Source organism: Mesosutterella porci (assembly GCF_022134585.1).
Classification (GTDB): domain Bacteria; phylum Pseudomonadota; class Gammaproteobacteria; order Burkholderiales; family Burkholderiaceae_F; genus Mesosutterella; species Mesosutterella porci.
On the sequence record NZ_JAKNCT010000007.1, the window covers coordinates 23,674 to 41,675 of the forward strand.

The following is an 18,002-nucleotide window of genomic DNA, read 5'->3' on the forward strand; positions in this document are numbered from 1 at the left end:
CGGCTGTGCCGGGAGAGCCCGCCTCACTTGCCTTTCAGGGGAGGCCGCTCCTGCAGCGTCACCTGAGTCCTCCATTTCTTCCCGCCCCGATAGAACATCACCTCGACGGTCCGTCCGGGCTTGATGGCCGACACCTGCCGCATCATGGCCGCCACATCCGTGACCGGCTGCCCGTCCACCGATGTGATCAGATCCCCTTCGCGTATCCCGGAGGCCCACGCCGCTGCATCCTTCTTCACTACGGCGACCAACACCCCCTGGCGTCCGCCCAGCTTCAGCTTGTCCGCAATTTCAGGCGTTAGGGCCTGCGGCACCAGCCCCAAGTACCCGCGCCGGACCCTGCCGCTCTTCATGAGGGCCGGCAGCACCTCGTTCACCAGCCGAGTGGGAATCGCAAAGCCAATGCCGACAGAAGTCCCCGCATTCATGTCGGGGGAAAAAATCGCTGTGTTTATTCCGATGAGCTGACCGGAAGAATTGATGAGGGCACCTCCCGAGTTGCCGCGGTTGATGGCAGCGTCTGTCTGAATGAAGTCCTCGAAGCTATTCAGACCGAGACTGTGCCGTCCGAGTGCGGAAACAATGCCCATGGTGACCGTCTGACCGACGTTGAAGGGGTTGCCGATGGCCAGCACAACGTCCCCCACCTCCAGGGTGTCGCTCGAGCCGAACTCAATGGGCGAGAGATCCTGCGCGTCGACCTTGAGGAGCGCCAGGTCCGTCTCAGGGTCTATGCCCATCCTCCGGGCTTGGAATTCCCTGCCGTCATGCAGTGCAACAGAGATATCCGTCAGGTCTTCTATAACATGATTGTTGGTGAGGATGAAGCCGTTTCTGCTCACGACGACCCCGGAGCCCAGGGGAGTAGCGCCGGAGGAGCGGGGAATGCCAGCCGGGTTCGTTCCGGCTGTATCCTCGTCTTCCTCGACGGCCTGCGTCGTATAGATGTTGACGACAGCTGGAGCAGCTTTTTTAACCGCTTCCGAGTAGGAGAGCACGGTTCCGCTCTCCCGCATGACCGGCAGGCTGGCCGCGTCCGGGCTGCCGTGGAAATGCTCCCACAAAACAACCGCCAGGCCGACCCCCGCGCAGACGGTGACCGTTTGGGCGAAAATAAGCCACAGGCGCTTCAACATAGAGGACTCTTTCCATGCAGACCCAAATGCTGGTTGAAAAGCTCAACTCGCTGCTTGAAATCGAACGCTTCCATGATTATGCCCCCAACGGGCTGCAGGTCGAAGGCAGGAAGGAGACCGTCCGAATTATAACCGGCGTCACGGCCTGTCAGGCCCTGCTTGACGCCGCTGTCAGCCGGCAGGCCGACGCTGTGCTCGTTCACCACGGCTGGTTCTGGAAAAATGAAAGCCCCTGCATCACCGGCATCAGACGCAGACGCATCCAAACTGCCCTGCAAAACGGGCTGAACCTGATCGCCTACCACCTTCCGCTCGACGCCCACCCCGTCCTCGGAAACAACGCAAGGCTGGCGGGAGTTTTGGGCATTCAGCCCACCGGCCAGTGGGGGGAGATGAGCCTCGGCTGGAAAGGTATTTTAAAGAGCGGCCCGATGACGGCCTCCGGCTTTGCCGCCCTGGCAGCCGAAAAGCTTGCCAAGAAGCCCCTTCTCGTAGGTGATCCAGACCGAATGGTTCAAACGGTCTGCTGGTGCACGGGCGCCGCGCAAGGCTTCTTTGAGGAGGCTGCAGCTCAGGGCGCCGATCTGTACCTGTCCGGAGAAATCTCAGAGCAGACATTCCACCAGGCGAGGGAATCCGGCGTCCCGTATCTCGCCTGCGGACACCATGCGACGGAGCGCTTCGGCATCCTGGCTTTAGGCGGATGGATTCGGGAAAACCTCGGGCTCGAGGTGGAATTCATCGACATCAACAACCCCGTTTAAGGGGGCTGCGGCCGAACCCAGCGGCCCCGGGCGGAATGCGCCGCGCGGCCTCACTTCCCGTCCCCGGCTTCCTTTTCGCGCTTCTCGAGCTCTGCGATTTCCTCGCGCTCCTGCTCCATGAACGGCTTAGGGTTCTTTTTCCCAAAGAGCTGGACAAGCCAGATGCCCGCCTGGTAAAGGATCACAAGCGGCAGTGCCAGCAGGATCTGGGAGAGGACATCCGGAGGGGTGAAGATCGCCGCAAGAACAAAAGCGCCGACGATGACATAAGGACGGGCCTTTTTCAGGGCCTGCAGAGAAGCGATGCCCACATGGTTGAGCACCATGACGATAATCGGCACCTCAAACGTCACCCCGAAGGCGAAAAAGAGCGTCAGCACAAAGCTGAAGTACGAATCAATGTCCGGAGCGAAATTGACTGACTCCGGGGAGAACTGGGCAATAAAGCGGAAAACAAATCTGAAGACGACGAAATAGCAGTAGACGATACCTGCTGCGAACATCGCAACGGAAGAAACCAGAACCGGCAGGACCAGACGTTTTTCCTGACGGTAGAGCGCGGGCGCCACATAGGCCCAGGCCTGATAAAGCACATAAGGCAGAGCGATCAGGAAGGCGACGAACAGCGTCACCTTCAGCGGCACCAGAAACGGCGCGACGACGCCCGTTGACAGCAGTTTCGTTCCCTGCGGCAGTGCGACCATCAGCGGCATGGACAGAGCGTCAAACAGCTGCTTCATGAAGGGGGAAAGGATGAAAAAGACGATGATGATAGCCAGCATCGACTTGACCAGCCTGTTCCGCAGCTCGATCAGATGCTCGACGAGAGGCTGCTCGTTCCTCGGATCGTCTGGGGCTTCAATCGGAAGGTTTTCTTTCTTTTCGCTCATGGCATCTTTTTAGCGATAAATGCGGGGGCGGTTCGAACGGGCTCGCGGGGCATACCTGCGGTTGTTGCCCACGAACTGATGCCGGCTCATTTTCAGTTTTTCCCGAAGGTTTTCCACCTCCGCTGCCAGCTCGTCGACCGAGGGGCCAGAAATGTAGCGCTTTTCGAAGACATGCGTCTCCTGAGTCTTGTAGGAATCCGAATCATCGTTCCAAGAGAAATCGCTGCTGTCATAGGACTCGCCGCCACCAGACCCGGAAGAGCTCTCCGCATCCGAAGAACCACCTGCCGCATCATCGGAAAAAGAGTCGATGCTCGTCGCCACCTTGCCGGAGGTGTCTTCCAGCGCCTTCTCCGCCTCCGTCATGTTTTTCTGGGCTTCTCCCGCAACAGAGTCGACATTTTTTTCAATGTCCTTGGCCGCGTTCTGAACCGTGGAATTCAGATCGGAAGCCACTTTCTGAGCGTCATCCTTTATTTTCTTTAGCTCAGAGAGCTCTGTTTCGCGATCTATGTCTTCCTTCATCTGCTGAACAAAACGCTGAGCCTTGCCAATCCACTGCCCGGCCGTTTTGGCGACCTCTGGCAGCTTCTCCGGCCCAAGCACGACCAATCCCACGACGCCGCAGACAACAAGTTCGCTAAAGCCAAAATCAAACATAGATGCCTAAAAATAAAAGAAGACGCCCCGTGCGGCCCCATGGAAAGGGTGTACGGGGGGCAACGTCCGTCCGGTCAGACCGACGAAATCAGGCCTGCTTGTCTTTCGCTGCGGCTTCGGCTTTCACCACCTCAGGCTTCGCCGCCTCAGGCTTTGCCGCAGCTTCGCTCTTGGCAGCGGTCTTTTTGTCGTCTTCGGTGGCTTCGCTCATGCCTTCCTTAAAGCCCTTGATGGCGCCGCCCAGATCCTTGCCCATGTTCTTGAGCTTGCCGGTGCCGAACACCAGAACAACGATGGCAAGAACAATCAGCCAATGCCAGATGGAAAGAGAACCCATGATATTTAGCTCCTATGCCTGCTTCCAAGGACGGGGCCCGCCCAGAACATGGACATGCAGATGAGGTACTTCCTGACCGCCGTCGCGGCCTGTATTAATGACCACCCTGAAGCCGTTCCTGCACCCAAGGTCCAGGGCAAGCTTTCGGGCGAGATTTAGCATTTTACCCAAAAGCGCACTGTCTTCGGAAGTGGTTTCCGCCAAAGAGGTGATATGGCGCTTGGGAATGATCAGAAAATGAACGGGGGCATGAGGATTAATGTCATAGAAAGCAAACAGTTCCTCATCCTCATAAATCTTTTTGCTCGGGATTTCGCCGCGGGCTATTTTGCAGAACAGACAGTCCCCATTAGACATAAGCAGTCTCCCTTTGAAGTTCTATCGGGCCTTGCGGCTGGCCTTTTCGACCAGACCAGAAACGCCCTCCCTCCGGGCCAGCTCCGCAACAACATCCTCGGGGCGCAGCCCATAGCAGGACAGCGCCACCATGGAGTGGAACCACAGATCAGCCACTTCATACACCAGGTGGCTTTTGTCGCCGGAGCCATTGGCCACGTCCTTGGCGGCCATGATGACCTCCGAAGCTTCCTCGCCGATTTTCTTCAGCATGCCGTCTGGCGCCTTGGAAAACAGCTGCGCCACATAGCTTTTCGACGGATCCGCGCCATGCCGCGAGTCAATTGTATCCGCGATTTCTTCCAGTACGCCCGAACAGTCCCTGTTCATCGTTACTCTCCCTTCGGCCTGTGATGGTACATCTCTTCCGGGTCCTTGAGCACCGGCGAGTCTTCAACCCACCGCAGGCCCCCGTCCTGCTCGGCCAGCCTGCGGAAAAAGCAGCTTGCATGCCCGGTGTGGCAGGCCACGCCTCCAACCTGCTCAATCTCATACACCAGGGCGTCGCCGTCGCAGTCCAGATAAATGCCGAACACGTTCTGGACATTGCCACTTTCCTCGCCCTTGCGCCACAGCCGCGAGCGGGAGCGGGAATAATACACGCCCCGGTGGGTTCTCGCGGTTTCCTCAACTGCCTGCCGGTCAGCCCAGGCGAGCATCATGACGCGGCCGCTTGCGCGCTCCTGAGCAATGACCGGCACCAGGCCGCGGGAATCAAAACGAATGTCGTCAAGCCAGCTCATTCCCGGGCCTCCCCTGCAGGCAGGCGCATGCAGATGCCGCGGGATGCCATGTAGCGCTTCGCCTCTTCGATGGTGTATTCGCCGAAATGGAATATGGACGCCGCAAGCACGGCGTCAGCGCCGCCCTTCAGCACGGCATCAGCAAGATGGCTGAGATTACCCGCACCACCCGAGGCGATCACGGGGATGTCAACGGCCTCGCTCACCGCCCGCGTCAGGGGCAGGTCAAATCCCGCCTTCGTTCCGTCGGCGTCCATGCTGGTCAGAAGGATTTCTCCGGCCCCGAGGCTCTGCACGCGCTGCGCCCACTGCACGGCGTCCAGCCCCGTCGGCTTTCTTCCGCCGTGAGTGTAGACCTCCCAGTGCCCGTCGGCCGTCTTCTTCGCGTCGATGGCGCAGACAATGCACTGGCTACCGTACAGAGCCGCGGACTCGCCGATCAAATCCGGATTTAGGACGCCTGCCGTGTTAATGGAAATTTTGTCGGCGCCGGCGTTCAACAGCCGCCTGATGTCCTCCACGCGGCGCACGCCTCCTCCCACCGTCAGGGGGATGAAGACCTGAGAGGCCACCCCCTCAATGACCGAGAGGATGATATCCCTCGCATCAGAACTGGCCGTGATGTCCAGAAAGGTCAGTTCGTCTGCCCCTTCCCTGTCATACCGGCGCGCAATTTCAACTGGATCGCCGGCATCCCGGAGATCCACAAAATTGGTGCCTTTCACCACCCTTCCGGCGGTGACGTCCAAGCAGGGAATTATTCGTTTTGCCAGCATGGCACACTCCCCGGCGGGCTGTCGATCAAAGCTTGTCGTCGTCTGACACGGGGCCGCCGCCCGTGACGTAATTCAGCGCTTCCCTGAAGTCAAGCGTCCCCTCGTACAGCGCCTTGCCGAGGATGACCCCGGAAACACCGTCGGCCTCCGCCTCCATCAGCGACACCACGTCGCCGATGTCTCTCACGCCGCCCGAGGCGATGACGGGCACTGAGGTCGCTGCGGCGAGCCTTCTCGTAGCCTCCACGTTGACACCGCACAGCATCCCGTCTCTTGAGATGTCGGTGTACAGGAAGAAGGCCGGCCCAAGGTCCGCAAATTTCCGGGCGATCTCAAGAACGTCCACGCGGGATGTCTTCTTCCACCCGTCGGTCGCCACCCTCCCATCGCGGGCGTCCAGCGAGACGATGATGGCGTCCTGAAAAGCGCTGCAGGCATTGGCGAGAAAACCCGGCTGCTTGATGGCGGCGGTTCCGATCACTGCGTAGCGCAGCCCCTCGTCCAGATAGTCCTCGATCGTATCGAGGTCCCGCAACCCGCCCCCCAGGTCAATTTCCATGAGGCCGCCGTAGGAGCGGAGGATCTCGTTGATCACGTCGCGATTGGCAGAGCGGCCGCTGCGGGCGCCATCCAGATCCACAAGGTGCAGTCTTTTTGCCCCCATCTCAGCCCAGCGATAAGCCATTTCAACCGGGTTTTGGGAATAAACCGTGATGTCTTTGTCCAAATTGCCCTGTTTCAGGCGGACGCAGGCGCCGTCCTTGATATCGATGGCAGGGATGAGGTCAAGCACTTTTTTCACCTTCAAAGGTAAGAGTCAGAGGAAGGAAAGATTAAGGATTCCATTGGAGGAAATTCGAATAAAGCCGCAGGCCGTTCCCTGCGCTTTTTTCCGGATGGAACTGGGTTGCAAAGACATTATCCTTCGCCACCGCGCTGGCGTAAGGCAGGCCGTAGACCGTCATGCCGGTGATGAGGCGAATGTCCTCCGGACTGACGAAGTAGCTGTGTACGAGATAAAACCAAGCTCCGTCCTCGATGCCGGCCCACAGGGGATGGGCTGCGGCCTGGTAAACCCGGTTCCAGCCCATTTCGGGGACCTTCAGCCTCTCGCCCGTCGACAGCCGCATGGCGGAAGCCGGAAAGCGGATCACCCGCCCGGGCAGAATGCCCAGCCCCTGGGCATGATCTTCCTCGCTTTCCCTGAACAGCATCTGCATTCCGATGCAGACCGCAAACACCGGCTTGGTGGCCAGAGCCGAGCGGACGGCCTCCTCCAGACCTGAGGCCTTAAGGTGCCTCATGCAGTCGCCCATGGCACCCTGACCCGGCAGCACGATGCGGTCCGCGCTTCCCACTTCCTTCGGGTCTGAAGAGACCTTCACTTCATCCCCGGACTGCGCGACGGCCTCCAGAGCCTTGGAGACCGATCTCAGATTGCCGCTGCCGTAGTCGACGACGATGATTTTTCTCATAGCAGACCTTTTGTGGACGGAATGATCCCCTTCATGCGCGGATCGGGCTCCACTGCCATCCGAAGCGCCCGGCCGAAGGCCTTGAAGATGCTCTCAGCCTGATGATGAGCGTTTTCGCCGCGCAGGTTGTCGACATGCAGCGTCACCATGGCGTGGTTGGCAAAGCCCCGGAAGAACTCGCGCACAAGCTGGGTATCAAGTCCACCGATGCTCGGAGCGGTGAAGGCGGCTTCGAAGACAAGGCCGGGCCTGCCCGAGAGATCCAGAACCACTCGTGAGAGCGATTCGTCCAGCGGCACATAAGCGAACCCATAGCGCCTGACCCCTTTTTTGTCGCCCAGGGCGGAGGCCAGGACGTCTCCCAGAGCAATGCCCACGTCTTCGACCGTGTGGTGGCCATCCACGTAAAGGTCGCCCTTTGCATGAACCTTCAGATCGACCAGCCCGTGGCGGGCGACCTGCTCCAGCATGTGATCAAAAAAGCCGATGCCCGTCTGGATGTCCGATTTCCCGGTTCCATCCAGGTCAAGGCTCACGCAGACTTCGGTTTCCCGCGTTTTCCGGGTCAGTTCCCCTGATCTGGTCGGATTCATGTAGAGTCTCCCCCTCTCTTCGCCGTTTCGCGTTCCGCCCGCCGCAGGGCCGGGACGGAACGCTGCCGCTGCCGGCCCTTACTTTTTCAGACGATAGCAGGCGCTGGTCGCGTGAGCAATCAGGTGCTCGCCGCGCGCCAGTACGTCAGCGATCGGAGCAAGAACCTGCGCGCCCTGCTCCGAAACGCGGATGATGCTCGTGCGCTTCAGGAAGTCATAAACCCCGAGCGGCGAGGAAAAACGAGCCGTTCTGGAGGTCGGGAGCACATGGTTGGGACCGGCGCAGTAATCCCCGAGCGCCTCGACGGACCAGCGGCCCAGAAAGATGGCGCCGGCGTGCCGGAGATGGTCAACCCACTTCTCCGGGTTTTCAGTGGAGATCTCAAGGTGTTCCGGAGAAATGGTGTCCGCCACCCGGCAGGCCTCTTCAAGATCGCGGGTCACGATGATGGCGCCGCGATTGGCAAGGCTCTTCTCGATGATCGCCTTGCGGGGCATGGTCGGCAGAAGACGATCAATGGACTTGGAAACCTCCTCGGCGAAGGCCGTGTCCGGCGTGAGCAGAATCGCCTGGGCCAACTCGTCGTGCTCGGCCTGGGAAAACAGGTCCATGGCGATCCAGTCGGCCGGAGTCTTTCCATCGCAGATCACCAGAATTTCAGAGGGGCCGGCGATCATGTCAATGCCGACGCGGCCGAACACATACCGCTTGGCGGCGGCCACGTAGGCGTTGCCCGGCCCGACGATCTTGTCAACGGCCTCGAGCGTCTTCGTGCCATAGGCGAGGGCGGCGATAGCCTGCGCCCCGCCAATCGTGAAGGCCCGGGAAACGCCTGCAAGATAAGCGGCGGCCAGGACCAGCTGGTTGCGCTCGCCGCCCGGGGTCGGGAACACCATCTCAATGCGGGGAACGCCCGCCACGTGGGCCGGCATGGCATTCATCAGCACGGAGGAAGGATACGCAGCCTTGCCGCCGGGAACATAAAGGCCCACGGAGTCAACGGCACGGATCCTCTGGCCAAGCACGTCGCCCGCCTCGTCGGTGATGGTCCAGCCTTTTTCCAGCTGGTGCTCATGGAACACGCGAATCCTGCGGGCGGCCGTTTCAATCGCGTTCTTCTGGTCCGGCGGAAGGCTGTCGAAGGCCGCCTTCATTTCCTCGCGGCTGACAATAGCCTCGCTCATGTCCTTCAGATTCAGGCGGTCAAAGCGGTTCGTGTACTCAAGAACGGCCTCGTCGCCCCGCCGAGCAACGTCCTGCACAATCGCCTCGGCCCTGCGCGTGATCTCCGGGTCCACCGAAGCGTCCCGGGCCACCAGCGTCGAAAATCTGGCCTCAAAGTCTTTGTCTGTTGTCGAAAGTTTCCTAATCATTCTTTTTTGCCTTACGGATATTTTCAATAATCGGTGACAGTTCGGCCTTCTTCAGGCCCATGGAAATCTGATTCACGATCAGTCTAGAACTGATCGGGGCGATCACCCTCACCTCGCGCATGTTGTTGGCCCGCAGAGTCGCCCCCGTAGCCACAATGTCCACGATGGCGTCGGCCAATCCGGCGATGGGGGCAAGTTCCATGGAGCCGTAGAGCTTGATCAGATCCACATGAACGCCCTGGCGCGCGAAGTAATCGCGAGCCCACTTCATGAATTTGGTCGCGATGCGGATCCTCCCGCCGGAGCGCACCAGCCTTTCATAGTCAAAGCCGTTCGGGGCGGCCACGCTCATCCTGCACTTGGCGATCTGCAGGTCGACCGGAATAAACAGGCCGTTGCCGCCGTGCTCGTAGAGCGTATCCCATCCGCACACGCCCAGGTCCGCAGCCCCGTACTGAACGTAGGTGGGCACATCCGTCGCACGGATCACCACAATTCTCAGGTCGGGACGGTTCGTCGCGATCATGAGCTTGCGGCTTTTTTCTGGATCCTCGGCCGGGAAAATGCCGGCAGCCGCAAGGAAAGGCAGCGCCTCCTGATAAATGCGGCCCTTGGCCAGCGCCATCGTGATCATTCAGACAGTCTCCTGATATTCGCCCCAAGGGCGCTCAACTTCACCTCCATCCGATCATAACCGCGATCAAGATGATAAATGCGGTGGACGTCAGACTCCCCCTCGGCCGCCAACGCAGCGATGACCAGTGAAGCCGAAGCCCTGAGGTCCGTCGCCATGAGCTCCGCCCCCTCAAGCCTGCGCACGCCGTTCACAACTGCCGTATGCCCTTCGACCTGAATGTCCGCCCCCAGGCGCTGAAGCTCAGGAACGTGCATGAAGCGGTTTTCGAAAATAGTCTCCGTGATGTGCGAAGTGCCCTCGGCGATGCAGTCCATCGCCATGAACTGCGCCTGCATGTCCGTCGGGAAGCCAGGATGCGGCTCGGTTCTGACCGAGACGGCCAGGGGGCGCCTGTCCATCCGGATCCTGATCCAGTCCTCGCCTGTGGTGACTTCCGCTCCGGCCGCCCGCAGCTTATCGAGCACAACGGTCATGTCCGCGGGGCGGGCCGCAGAGAGGAGGACATCACCTCTGGTCGCCACAGCCGCCACGGCGAATGTGCCCGCCTCGATCCGGTCCGAAACGACAGTGTGCTCCGCGCCGTGAAGCGCCGGCTGACCTTCGATCACGATTCGCGAGGTACCGTCCCCCGTGATTCTGGCCCCCATCGCCCGCAGGCAGTTAGCCAGATCGACCACTTCCGGCTCCCTGGCAGCGTTCTCAATGATGGTATCGCCCTCGGCGAGCACTGCCGCCATCATGATGTTTTCTGTTCCGGTGACGGTCACCATGTCGGTCACTATCTTGCAGCCCTTCAGCCTCTTGCTCTGCAGGTCCACAAAACCGTGGTCTATCTCAACCTCCGCCCCCATGCGACGGAGGGCCTGGATGTGCTGATCGACGGGGCGCGCCCCGATGGCGCAGCCGCCCGGCAGGGACACTCTCGCCGAACCGAACCGGGTGGCCAGCGGACAGAGCACCAGAATGGAGGCGCGCATGGTCTTTACCAACTCATAGGGCGCGACCGTGCTGCGGATGTCCGAAGCCTGAAGTATGACGTCCTCGCCCTCGCGCCGGCACCGGACCCCCATACCGGCCAGAAGCCGAAGCATGGTCCTCACATCGGCCAGATCGGGCACGTTGTGCAGGATCAGATCTTCCGGAGTAAGAAGGCAGGCCGCCAGAATCGGCAGGGCCGCGTTCTTGGCCCCCGAAATCTTCACCGTCCCGCAGAGACGGCTGCCGCCAATGATCTTCAGCTTTTCCATAACCAACCCAAGTTGTGTTTCCGCAGCCCGGTCCGGACCGCCTTAAGTTTATGCGCGTCTTGCCCGCGGGAAGGACGCGCGCCGCTACTCCCGAGCTTCTCAGGCCGCTTCAGTCCCGCTCGCCTGCGGCTGAGGATTCAGCAGCCCTTCAACCTCATAGAGCCTGCACAGATCCAGTATTCCGGCCGGAAGCGTCTTCACGCGAAACGGCACGCCGGCCTTCTGGCAGCTCCGCTTCCAGTGCAGCAGACAGGCGACCGCCGAAGAATCCCCGCGCTGAACGCCGGAAAAGTCGAACTCCCCGTCTCCGGCTGCAATGGCGGCGTCACCGGCGGCAATCACCGGCTGAACATTCTTCAGCGTAACGAACGATTCCTTAATTTTCATACGCCATATTACTGTTTGTGGTTAAGCGCGGAATTCTTGTCGTTCATGGAGGCGATCAGGGCAGGAATGCCGCCGTTGGCAAGGATACTGCCGAACTGAGAATGATAATTCTGCACCAGCCAGATGCCGCTCACATTGACATCGATGATCTGCCAGCCGTTCGCACCCTTGGCCAGCCTGTAGCCTACATCGACCGGCTTTTCCGTCTTGGAGACCAGCCGCGTGCGCACGATCGGGGTGGCGCCGGCGGCGCCCCTGCTGGGCACGAGTTCAGCCCGGTAGTCCTTCACGCCGCTGAAGGCTCCGGAATAAACTCTTGTGAGCAGATTCCTGAACCCATCTTCGAGCTGCCTGCGCTGATCGGCGGAGGCCTGGCGCCACCGGGGTCCGACTGCCGTACGCGTCATGCGCGGAAAGTCGACGACCGGGAGAATCCTGTTGGACACGAAGGTCCTGATGCGCGCAGGATCCTCTTTCTTCAGGGCCGGGTCCTTGCGGATGTCCGCAAGCACCTGGTTCATCATTCCGACGACCCAAGCCGATGGGTCAGCGTCAGAAGGCGACGCGGCCTGAACCCTCAGGGAGACGAGGCCGAGTAAGGAAACGGGCAGAATCTCCGCCACAAATCTGCGTCTTGAAATCATAGTTCCTGCATCCTTTCTTCAAAACTCTTACTTCGCGGCCGGGGCGGAAGCCTCCGGCTGAGCTGGAGCCGGGGAGTCGCCCGGGTCTTCAGCAAAAGTGTCTTCCGGCGGCTCGCCGTCGTAGACCAAGTTGCGGCGATACTGCAGGTAGCCGTCGCGCGTCTGGGTGTACGGATCGACGGCCGTGTCGAGGACCTCGTCCATATCCAGAAGCCTCGCGCGAGTGTCAATGACGTCCACGCCCCAGACCGCCCAGCCCGCCCAGTCGGGATCCACCCATGTCTGTATGGAGGAGGCCCAGTTGACGCCCTTGCCCACGGTGTCGCGAACCGTCGAGGGCCCGAGGAACGGAATGACGAAATAGGGGCCATTGCCGATGCCCCAGTAGCCAAGCGTCTGTCCGAAATCCTCGGGCTTCGGGGTGAGGTCGCCCATGCTGGCCACATCAAAGCAGCCCAACAGCCCGAATGTCGAATTCACCACAAAGCGCATGAAGGACACGAACGCATTGTTGCCCTTGCCCTGCAGCGCGTTATTGAGCACGTTGCGCGGCTCAGTCAGGTTGTCCATCATATTGCTGATGCAGCTGCGCACAGGCTTCGGTGTCACCGTTTCATAGCCCTTGGCCACCGGGCGCATGAAGTACTTGTCAAAGCCCTGGTTGAACGCAAAGGTCTGGCGGTTCATGGTTTCCCACGGATCCACCGGATTTTCCCCGGAATTTGCGGGCACGCTGACGCACCCGCCCGCCATCAGGGCTGCGGCCAGCGCACCGACGACAGTCAAACGTTTAAGCGATCTCATTTCGCAGCCTCCTGATCAGGGGAGCCCCCCTTCTTTTCAGCCGTGTTGAACAGAAACTGACTGATCAGGTTCTCCAGGACAATGGAGGACTGCGTCTGCTGGATCCGGTCGTTGTTTTTCAGGTTGCTCTCCTCCGAACCGGCCTCCAGGCCAATGTACTTCTCACCGAGAAGACCTGCCGTAAGGATTTTGGCCGAGGTATCGGAAGGGAATTTGTAGTTGCTGTCGATGTCCAGCTTTACAACGGCCTGAAACGTCTGCGGATCCAGCGAAATCGATTTCACCCGCCCAACGTTGACCCCCGCGCTGCTTACGGAAGCACGCGGCTTGAGCCCTCCGGCATTGTCAAAAACCGCTGTCACTTCATAGGTTTTCTGCCCGAAGTTGAGAGAAAGCATATTGCCGGCCTTCAGGGCCAAAAACAACAGAGCCGCTATGCCCAGCAATACAAAAACGCCCACTAGCAAATCCGTTTTCCTGCTTTGTTCCATTTTTTCATCCGCTATATTCTTCAGGCGAACATGAGCGCCGTCATGATAAAGTCAAATCCAAGAATCATCAGCGACGAGACAATCACCGTTCTCGTTGTCGCAAGCGATACTCCGGCAGGCGTCGCGCGCGAAGTGAACCCCTGGAAAAGAGCCACCAGCCCGACAATCACCCCGAACACGACGCTCTTGATGAAACCGTTGCCAATGTCCTCAAAGAGGTCGACCGAGGACTGCATGTGCGACCAGTAGGCACCCGCGTCAGAGCCTATGAGGACGACCCCTACCAGCCAGCCTCCCAGAATGCCTACCGCGTTGAAAATCAGGGTGAGGATCGGCACGGAGATCGTCGTAGCGAGAAAGCGCGGCGCCAACACCCGCTGGACGGGGTCCACGCCCATCATTTCCATGGCCGAGAGCTGCTCGCCGGACCTCATGAGCCCTATCTCGGCCGTGAGCGACGTGCCGGCCCGGCCGGCAAACAGAAGCGCAGTCACGACTGGGCCAAGCTCCCTGATCAGCGCGAGCGCGACAAGCACGCCCAGGGCCTCCTCACTGCCGTAGGTGACCAGGATGTCATAGCCCTGAAGCCCCAGGACGGCCCCGATGAACAACCCGGAAATGGCAATAATCAGCAGGGAACGATTTCCCACAAAGAAAATCTGCTGAGCAAGCAGCGGCAGCCGCCGCAACGAAGCCGGGCAGCTCCTGAGCACGAGCCAGGTGAGCCTGCCGAAGCGGCCTGCGTAGAGAACTTGATTCACGACCCAGGCGCCCAGAGACGCGATTTTTTCGGCCAGAGCGTTCATGCCTGCACCCCGAAATCTTCAGCAATCGAACGGGTCGTGGGATAGTGAAAAGCCACGGGGCCGTCGGGCAGACCGTTGAGGAACTGCCGCACAAAAGGATCCTTCGAATGGGAAAGCTCTTCGGGAGACCCCTGTGCTGCCACCTTACGGTTGGAAATCATGTAAATGTAGTCTGCAATATCGAAAGTCGTCTTCACATCATGAGTGACCACGACGCTGGTGGCGTGCAGCGCTGTATTGAGCCGCTTAATCAGGCGCGCCGTCACGCCCATGGAGATCGGATCCAGTCCGGTAAAGGGCTCGTCGTACAAAATCAGCTCCGGGTCGAGCGCGATCGTGCGGGCGAGCGCCACGCGCCGGGCCATGCCGCCGGATATCTCAGAGGGCATCAGCCGGGCGGCTCCGCGTAGCCCGACCGCGTTGAGCTTCATCAGCACAAGGTCATGGATGGTCTCCTCATCGAGCTCCGTGTCCTCACGCATGGGAAACGCCACGTTATCGAAAACCGAAAGATCGGTGAAAAGGGCGCCAAACTGGAAAAGCATGCCCATTCTTTTGCGCAGGGCGAAAAGGCCGTCCCTGCTCTGAGCGTGAATATCGACGCCTCCCAGATACACGTGCCCCTTCTGCGGACGCAGCAGGCCGCCGATCAGCTTGAGGAGAGTGGTCTTTCCCATCCCCGAGCCGCCCATCACCGCAACGACCTTCCCCTTCCCAAAGGAAAGGGAAACGTCATCCAATATGACTCTGGCCCCGAAGCCGAAAGTCATATGGTCTACTTTTAAGAATTCTTCCATCTGGCAAAAATTAAACCCGAACAGCCCTTTGCCGGCGCTCTTTCGAAAAACCGAGACACTGAACGAGCGTTCATTTGGGGATAAAAAGCATTATCGCACAAGAGCAGCCGCCAACAGGCCCCTTCAGGGCGGCTTTTCAAGCCTCCGGGCCCTGCTCGCAGGCCGGCAGGCCCAGCTCCCTCGGGATCCACTTGACAGGTCTGGAGATGCCCAGTTCTTTTAGCCGGGGGTCATCGGGTGCAACCACATCGAAGGCATTCAGCAGGCTTTCGGGAACGGTGCATACTTTTTTTGTAACAAAGTCAATATGGGCCCACTCCGTTGCCGCGAGCGTGACCAGCTTGCCGTGGCGGACGAATGCATACCTTCTGAGTGACACAGGTCCCGCAACAGCCGAGATCCAGGTGTACAGGGCCAGCTCATCGCCCAGCAGCGCCGGCCTCAGGTACTCAATCCAGTGCTCCCGGGCCACCCAGACGTGCTTCTCGCGCAGATAGCGCTCCTGGGGCCAGCCCAGAGCCGCGGAGTGCTCTATGGCGAGGTCCTCCATCCAGCGCAGGTACTCTTTGTTGTTGACATGCCCCAGCACGTCAATCGATGCCTCGGTCACTTTCAATGTCTTGGAAAAAATGCTGCTGCACATATGTCAGGGGTTCCTTCTCATTGCTTCTTGCGGCGGGGACGTCCCTGCCGCCTCGCGGGACGGCGCCTGCCGTCCTCCACCGGGAGGCTTCGCACAAACGGCTCCTCTCCGGCCGGCCAGCCGCGCCTGGCCTGCTTCTCCAGATACCTTCCGAACCACTCCCTCTGAGGCGTGGCGCACATCTGCCTGTAGCGCCGGGCGCGCTCCTGGGGCGAGTCGCCCAGAGCCCACAGCACGGGCGAGTCGCTCAGAAATTCGTCTACCCGTGTGCCCGTATGGTGGGCATAGCTCGACCAGACATACTGCCCGGGCTGCAGAACAAAGCCGAGCCTGACGGGAAGCTCCTCCAGATACCTGCAGGCCTCAAGCTCCCAGGCCGGGTCCAGAACGCAGGACCTGAAGCGCCCGCCCCAGATGGTGCCCGAATGCAGGTAACGCGCGTTAAACCATCGGACATAGCGCCTGGAAAGCTCCTGCATGAAATGACTCAGCGCCAAAGAGGTCTCCGGACAGAGCAGCAGGTGCGCCCCTGCGGGCAGAAGGACGTAGCCGCGCACGGCGACGCCGGAACTTTCCGAACACCGGCGGACAGATTCCAAATAATACAGGTAATCCTCGTCGCTCCTGAAGACATCGAGCCTGCCCGCCCCCTTCTGAACCACCAGGTGGGGCAGGCCGGCAATTGTGCAGCGCGTCAGCCTTGCCATGAATCTCCCCGCCCTATGGCCGGTAGCCGCCCCAGAGCAGCGTCTGCCGCAGCAGTTCCATGGGCACTTCCTCGACAGTCGTGCGCCCGATGCCGTGAAGGACGACAAACCGGATGTGCCCGCCTGCGCTCTTCTTGTCTCCTTTCATGCAGGCAATGGCTGCCTCAAGTGGCAGTCCCTCGATCCTTACCGGAAGTCCCGCTGAGCGCACGGCCTCCGTCACTCTCCCGAGTTCTTCCTGCGTAAGATACCCGAGCCGCCTGGACAGATCGGCAGCGAGCACGAGTCCGCAGCCGACGGCCTCACCGTGCAGCCACGTGCCGAACCCGGCCAGCTTCTCGATGGCGTGGCCGAAAGTGTGCCCAAGGTTGAGCGTGGCTCGTATTCCCGACTCCTTCTCATCGCGCGAGACAATGCCGGCCTTCAGTTCGCACGACCCGGCGATGACCTTCGCGAGGACCTCGTGGTCGAGCCTGCGGATCGCCGCCATATTCCGGAACACCATGTCGAAATAGGCGGCGTCGCCCAAAAGCCCGTGCTTGATGATCTCTCCCAGCCCCGCTGAGACCTCGCGCGCGGGCAGTGTCTCCAGCGTCTGCGTATCGGCCACCACGAGCGAGGGCTGGTGAAAGCAACCGATAAGATTCTTTCCCGCGGGGAGGTTGACTCCGGTCTTTCCTCCTACGGAACTGTCCACCTGAGCGAGCAGCGTCGTCGGGAACTGGACGAAGCGGATGCCACGCATCCAAATGGCCGCCGCGAACCCGGCGATGTCTCCGACTACGCCGCCGCCCAGGGCGCATATCACAGAGTGCCGGTCAGCCCCCGCGGCCGTCAGTCCGTCAAGGACTTTCTGCACCGAGCTGAAATTCTTAAAACGCTCGCCATCCGGAAGGATGACCGAAGAGACCGGGGCGATGCCCCGGCAGGAGGTGGTCAGCCGCTCCAGATAAAGCGGCTGCACTGTCTCGTTGGTGACTATCACGATCCGGGTGGGGTTGAGCTTTTCCACCCAGGCCCCGGCCTGCTCAAGAAGCCCCGGTCCCGTCAGAATGGGGTAGCTGCGCCCCCCCAGATTGACCTCTGTTGTCTTAACCATGAATGTCCTCGCTCAGTAGTCTGCCCACACGGGGGTGCGCCAGGATCCGCGCCGCCAAGGCGGCGGGCGATCCCTCTGCACTCTGAAAGCTGATGTCCGAAGTGGCGCAGTACAAGGGATGCCTCGCCTCAAGCAGGCTTCTCACCCTTTCCTCCTTATTATCTCCCGCCAGTTTCGGGCGTCCGGTGCATCCCCGGGTGCGGGCGAGCACCGTCTCTGCGGACACCCTGAGATAAACGACTAGGCCCGTCTCCGAGAGGATCCGCCTGTTTTCCTCGGACAGTATCACGCCACCGCCGGTTGAAACCACAAGCCGGTCCCTCACCGACAGACGCCGGAGGAGATCGGTCTCCATTCTGCGGAATCCCGCCTCGCCAAGAAGCTCGAAAATCCTGGGAATACTGAGACCTCTTTCCTGCTCGATCTGGCGGTCCATGTCAACCCATGGCCAGCCGGTTTTCCCGGCCAAGATCCTGCCCACGGTAGATTTCCCTGTCCCCATCATCCCCACCAAATAAATAATCTTTCCCATTTCTGATCCGGCGTTGCACCCTATGCGCATTAGAGCATAACTCACCGAAAGGCCTCTCCCCGCC

At 60.3% G+C, this 18,002-nt stretch carries 25 protein-coding genes; 1 reads left to right on the forward strand and 24 read right to left on the reverse strand.

Annotated elements, in window-relative coordinates; translation table 11 throughout:
• Positions 1–23 precede the first annotated feature (23 nt).
• Positions 24–1,136: a S1C family serine protease gene (locus MAF45_RS06400; protein ID WP_237978737.1), complete on the reverse strand. Its 1,113-nt coding sequence runs from the start codon at positions 1,134–1,136 to the stop codon at positions 24–26.
• Between the two features lie 14 nt (positions 1,137–1,150).
• Between MAF45_RS06400 and MAF45_RS06405 the strand changes: the two genes are divergently transcribed.
• Positions 1,151–1,900, forward strand: coding sequence for a Nif3-like dinuclear metal center hexameric protein (locus MAF45_RS06405; RefSeq protein WP_237978739.1), 750 nt, complete (start codon positions 1,151–1,153; stop codon positions 1,898–1,900).
• Positions 1,901–1,950: 50 nt separating this feature from the next.
• On the opposite strand, the gene tatC is transcribed toward MAF45_RS06405, so the two are convergent.
• The 23 genes from tatC to MAF45_RS06520 all read right to left on the reverse strand — a co-directional run bounded on the left by tatC (position 1,951) and on the right by MAF45_RS06520 (position 17,938).
• Positions 1,951–2,790 carry a twin-arginine translocase subunit TatC gene (gene tatC, locus MAF45_RS06410; RefSeq protein ID WP_237978741.1) on the reverse strand — a complete coding sequence of 280 codons (840 nt, stop codon included), beginning with the start codon at positions 2,788–2,790 and terminating at the stop codon, positions 1,951–1,953.
• A gap of 9 nt (positions 2,791–2,799) precedes the next feature.
• Positions 2,800–3,450: a Sec-independent protein translocase protein TatB gene (gene tatB / locus MAF45_RS06415; RefSeq protein WP_237978742.1), complete on the reverse strand. Its 651-nt coding sequence runs from the start codon at positions 3,448–3,450 to the stop codon at positions 2,800–2,802.
• Positions 3,451–3,538: 88 nt separating this feature from the next.
• Positions 3,539–3,787 carry a Sec-independent protein translocase subunit TatA gene (tatA, locus tag MAF45_RS06420; RefSeq protein ID WP_237978743.1) on the reverse strand — a complete coding sequence of 83 codons (249 nt, stop codon included), beginning with the start codon at positions 3,785–3,787 and terminating at the stop codon, positions 3,539–3,541.
• 12 nt (positions 3,788–3,799) lie between these two features.
• Positions 3,800–4,144, reverse strand: coding sequence for a histidine triad nucleotide-binding protein (locus MAF45_RS06425; RefSeq protein WP_237978745.1), 345 nt, complete (start codon positions 4,142–4,144; stop codon positions 3,800–3,802).
• Between the two features lie 21 nt (positions 4,145–4,165).
• Positions 4,166–4,513 carry a phosphoribosyl-ATP diphosphatase gene (locus MAF45_RS06430; RefSeq protein ID WP_237978746.1) on the reverse strand — a complete coding sequence of 116 codons (348 nt, stop codon included), beginning with the start codon at positions 4,511–4,513 and terminating at the stop codon, positions 4,166–4,168.
• 2 nt (positions 4,514–4,515) lie between these two features.
• Positions 4,516–4,926 (reverse strand): phosphoribosyl-AMP cyclohydrolase, encoded by a 411-nt coding sequence (gene hisI / locus MAF45_RS06435; RefSeq protein WP_237978747.1) that lies wholly within the window; start codon positions 4,924–4,926, stop codon positions 4,516–4,518.
• Positions 4,923–5,702, reverse strand: a complete 780-nt coding sequence (hisF, locus tag MAF45_RS06440) for an imidazole glycerol phosphate synthase subunit HisF (RefSeq protein ID WP_237978748.1) — start codon at positions 5,700–5,702, stop codon at positions 4,923–4,925. The genes hisI and hisF overlap by 4 nt, the downstream gene beginning before the upstream one ends.
• A 25-nt stretch (positions 5,703–5,727) precedes the next feature.
• A complete protein-coding gene (gene hisA / locus MAF45_RS06445; protein ID WP_237978749.1) occupies positions 5,728–6,495 on the reverse strand; it encodes a 1-(5-phosphoribosyl)-5-[(5-phosphoribosylamino)methylideneamino]imidazole-4-carboxamide isomerase in 768 nt (255 codons plus the stop codon).
• A 40-nt stretch (positions 6,496–6,535) separates the two neighbouring features.
• Positions 6,536–7,177 carry an imidazole glycerol phosphate synthase subunit HisH gene (hisH, locus tag MAF45_RS06450; RefSeq protein WP_237978750.1) on the reverse strand — a complete coding sequence of 214 codons (642 nt, stop codon included), beginning with the start codon at positions 7,175–7,177 and terminating at the stop codon, positions 6,536–6,538.
• Positions 7,174–7,770: an imidazoleglycerol-phosphate dehydratase HisB gene (hisB, locus tag MAF45_RS06455; protein WP_237978752.1), complete on the reverse strand. Its 597-nt coding sequence runs from the start codon at positions 7,768–7,770 to the stop codon at positions 7,174–7,176. Before hisB ends, hisH begins: the two co-directional genes overlap by 4 nt.
• A 78-nt stretch (positions 7,771–7,848) precedes the next feature.
• On the reverse strand, positions 7,849–9,144 hold the full coding sequence (gene hisD / locus MAF45_RS06460; RefSeq protein ID WP_237978753.1) for a histidinol dehydrogenase: 1,296 nt from the start codon (positions 9,142–9,144) through the stop codon (positions 7,849–7,851).
• On the reverse strand, positions 9,137–9,778 hold the full coding sequence (gene hisG / locus MAF45_RS06465; protein ID WP_237978755.1) for an ATP phosphoribosyltransferase: 642 nt from the start codon (positions 9,776–9,778) through the stop codon (positions 9,137–9,139). Before hisG ends, hisD begins: the two co-directional genes overlap by 8 nt.
• A complete protein-coding gene (murA, locus tag MAF45_RS06470; protein ID WP_237978756.1) occupies positions 9,775–11,028 on the reverse strand; it encodes a UDP-N-acetylglucosamine 1-carboxyvinyltransferase in 1,254 nt (417 codons plus the stop codon). Before murA ends, hisG begins: the two co-directional genes overlap by 4 nt.
• Before the next feature lie 99 nt (positions 11,029–11,127).
• The gene (locus tag MAF45_RS06475; RefSeq protein ID WP_237978757.1) at positions 11,128–11,415 is read right to left on the reverse strand and encodes an STAS domain-containing protein; all 288 of its coding nucleotides are present in this window, start codon (positions 11,413–11,415) and stop codon (positions 11,128–11,130) included.
• A gap of 8 nt (positions 11,416–11,423) precedes the next feature.
• Complete coding sequence (locus MAF45_RS06480) at positions 11,424–11,939, reverse strand: MlaC/ttg2D family ABC transporter substrate-binding protein (protein ID WP_237978758.1); 516 nt, start codon at positions 11,937–11,939, stop codon at positions 11,424–11,426.
• 147 nt (positions 11,940–12,086) lie between these two features.
• Positions 12,087–12,863 carry an MlaA family lipoprotein gene (locus MAF45_RS06485; RefSeq protein WP_237978759.1) on the reverse strand — a complete coding sequence of 259 codons (777 nt, stop codon included), beginning with the start codon at positions 12,861–12,863 and terminating at the stop codon, positions 12,087–12,089.
• Positions 12,860–13,354, reverse strand: a complete 495-nt coding sequence (gene mlaD, locus MAF45_RS06490; protein WP_237978760.1) for an outer membrane lipid asymmetry maintenance protein MlaD — start codon at positions 13,352–13,354, stop codon at positions 12,860–12,862. The genes MAF45_RS06485 and mlaD overlap by 4 nt, the downstream gene beginning before the upstream one ends.
• Positions 13,355–13,374: 20 nt before the next feature.
• Positions 13,375–14,160, reverse strand: a complete 786-nt coding sequence (gene mlaE / locus MAF45_RS06495) for a lipid asymmetry maintenance ABC transporter permease subunit MlaE (RefSeq protein WP_237978761.1) — start codon at positions 14,158–14,160, stop codon at positions 13,375–13,377.
• Positions 14,157–14,957 (reverse strand): ABC transporter ATP-binding protein, encoded by an 801-nt coding sequence (locus MAF45_RS06500; RefSeq protein ID WP_237978762.1) that lies wholly within the window; start codon positions 14,955–14,957, stop codon positions 14,157–14,159. Before MAF45_RS06500 ends, mlaE begins: the two co-directional genes overlap by 4 nt.
• A gap of 136 nt (positions 14,958–15,093) precedes the next feature.
• Entirely contained in the window at positions 15,094–15,600 is a 507-nt protein-coding gene (locus tag MAF45_RS06505; RefSeq protein WP_237978763.1) for an acyl-CoA thioesterase, read from the reverse strand.
• A gap of 17 nt (positions 15,601–15,617) precedes the next feature.
• The gene (locus tag MAF45_RS06510; RefSeq protein WP_237978764.1) at positions 15,618–16,307 is read right to left on the reverse strand and encodes a transposase; all 690 of its coding nucleotides are present in this window, start codon (positions 16,305–16,307) and stop codon (positions 15,618–15,620) included.
• A gap of 13 nt (positions 16,308–16,320) precedes the next feature.
• Complete coding sequence (aroB, locus tag MAF45_RS06515; RefSeq protein ID WP_237978765.1) at positions 16,321–17,406, reverse strand: 3-dehydroquinate synthase; 1,086 nt, start codon at positions 17,404–17,406, stop codon at positions 16,321–16,323.
• A complete protein-coding gene (locus MAF45_RS06520; protein ID WP_237978766.1) occupies positions 17,399–17,938 on the reverse strand; it encodes a shikimate kinase in 540 nt (179 codons plus the stop codon). The genes aroB and MAF45_RS06520 overlap by 8 nt, the downstream gene beginning before the upstream one ends.
• Between the last annotated feature and the right edge of the window lie 64 nt (positions 17,939–18,002).

Excerpts from the sequence above, each read along its gene's own strand:
- mlaE (WP_237978761.1), bottom strand. The coding sequence starts at position 14,160 with ATGAACGCTCTGGCCGAAAAAATCGCGTCTCTGGGCGCCTGGGTCGTG.
- MAF45_RS06400 (WP_237978737.1), bottom strand. The coding sequence starts at position 1,136 with ATGTTGAAGCGCCTGTGGCTTATTTTCGCCCAAACGGTCACCGTCTGC.
- tatB (WP_237978742.1), bottom strand. The coding sequence starts at position 3,450 with ATGTTTGATTTTGGCTTTAGCGAACTTGTTGTCTGCGGCGTCGTGGGA.
- MAF45_RS06405 (WP_237978739.1), top strand. The coding sequence starts at position 1,151 with ATGCAGACCCAAATGCTGGTTGAAAAGCTCAACTCGCTGCTTGAAATC.
- MAF45_RS06485 (WP_237978759.1), bottom strand. The coding sequence starts at position 12,863 with ATGAGATCGCTTAAACGTTTGACTGTCGTCGGTGCGCTGGCCGCAGCC.
- hisD (WP_237978753.1), bottom strand. The coding sequence starts at position 9,144 with ATGATTAGGAAACTTTCGACAACAGACAAAGACTTTGAGGCCAGATTT.
- MAF45_RS06475 (WP_237978757.1), bottom strand. The coding sequence starts at position 11,415 with ATGAAAATTAAGGAATCGTTCGTTACGCTGAAGAATGTTCAGCCGGTG.
- tatA (WP_237978743.1), bottom strand. The coding sequence starts at position 3,787 with ATGGGTTCTCTTTCCATCTGGCATTGGCTGATTGTTCTTGCCATCGTT.
- hisB (WP_237978752.1), bottom strand. The coding sequence starts at position 7,770 with ATGAATCCGACCAGATCAGGGGAACTGACCCGGAAAACGCGGGAAACC.
- MAF45_RS06480 (WP_237978758.1), bottom strand. The coding sequence starts at position 11,939 with ATGATGAACCAGGTGCTTGCGGACATCCGCAAGGACCCGGCCCTGAAG.
- mlaD (WP_237978760.1), bottom strand. The coding sequence starts at position 13,354 with ATGGAACAAAGCAGGAAAACGGATTTGCTAGTGGGCGTTTTTGTATTG.
- MAF45_RS06430 (WP_237978746.1), bottom strand. The coding sequence starts at position 4,513 with ATGAACAGGGACTGTTCGGGCGTACTGGAAGAAATCGCGGATACAATT.
- murA (WP_237978756.1), bottom strand. The coding sequence starts at position 11,028 with ATGGAAAAGCTGAAGATCATTGGCGGCAGCCGTCTCTGCGGGACGGTG.
- hisH (WP_237978750.1), bottom strand. The coding sequence starts at position 7,177 with ATGAGAAAAATCATCGTCGTCGACTACGGCAGCGGCAATCTGAGATCG.
- hisI (WP_237978747.1), bottom strand. The coding sequence starts at position 4,926 with ATGAGCTGGCTTGACGACATTCGTTTTGATTCCCGCGGCCTGGTGCCG.
- MAF45_RS06505 (WP_237978763.1), bottom strand. The coding sequence starts at position 15,600 with ATGTGCAGCAGCATTTTTTCCAAGACATTGAAAGTGACCGAGGCATCG.
- hisF (WP_237978748.1), bottom strand. The coding sequence starts at position 5,702 with ATGCTGGCAAAACGAATAATTCCCTGCTTGGACGTCACCGCCGGAAGG.
- tatC (WP_237978741.1), bottom strand. The coding sequence starts at position 2,790 with ATGAGCGAAAAGAAAGAAAACCTTCCGATTGAAGCCCCAGACGATCCG.
- hisG (WP_237978755.1), bottom strand. The coding sequence starts at position 9,778 with ATGATCACGATGGCGCTGGCCAAGGGCCGCATTTATCAGGAGGCGCTG.
- aroB (WP_237978765.1), bottom strand. The coding sequence starts at position 17,406 with ATGGTTAAGACAACAGAGGTCAATCTGGGGGGGCGCAGCTACCCCATT.
- MAF45_RS06510 (WP_237978764.1), bottom strand. The coding sequence starts at position 16,307 with ATGGCAAGGCTGACGCGCTGCACAATTGCCGGCCTGCCCCACCTGGTG.
- MAF45_RS06520 (WP_237978766.1), bottom strand. The coding sequence starts at position 17,938 with ATGGGAAAGATTATTTATTTGGTGGGGATGATGGGGACAGGGAAATCT.
- MAF45_RS06425 (WP_237978745.1), bottom strand. The coding sequence starts at position 4,144 with ATGTCTAATGGGGACTGTCTGTTCTGCAAAATAGCCCGCGGCGAAATC.
- MAF45_RS06500 (WP_237978762.1), bottom strand. The coding sequence starts at position 14,957 with ATGGAAGAATTCTTAAAAGTAGACCATATGACTTTCGGCTTCGGGGCC.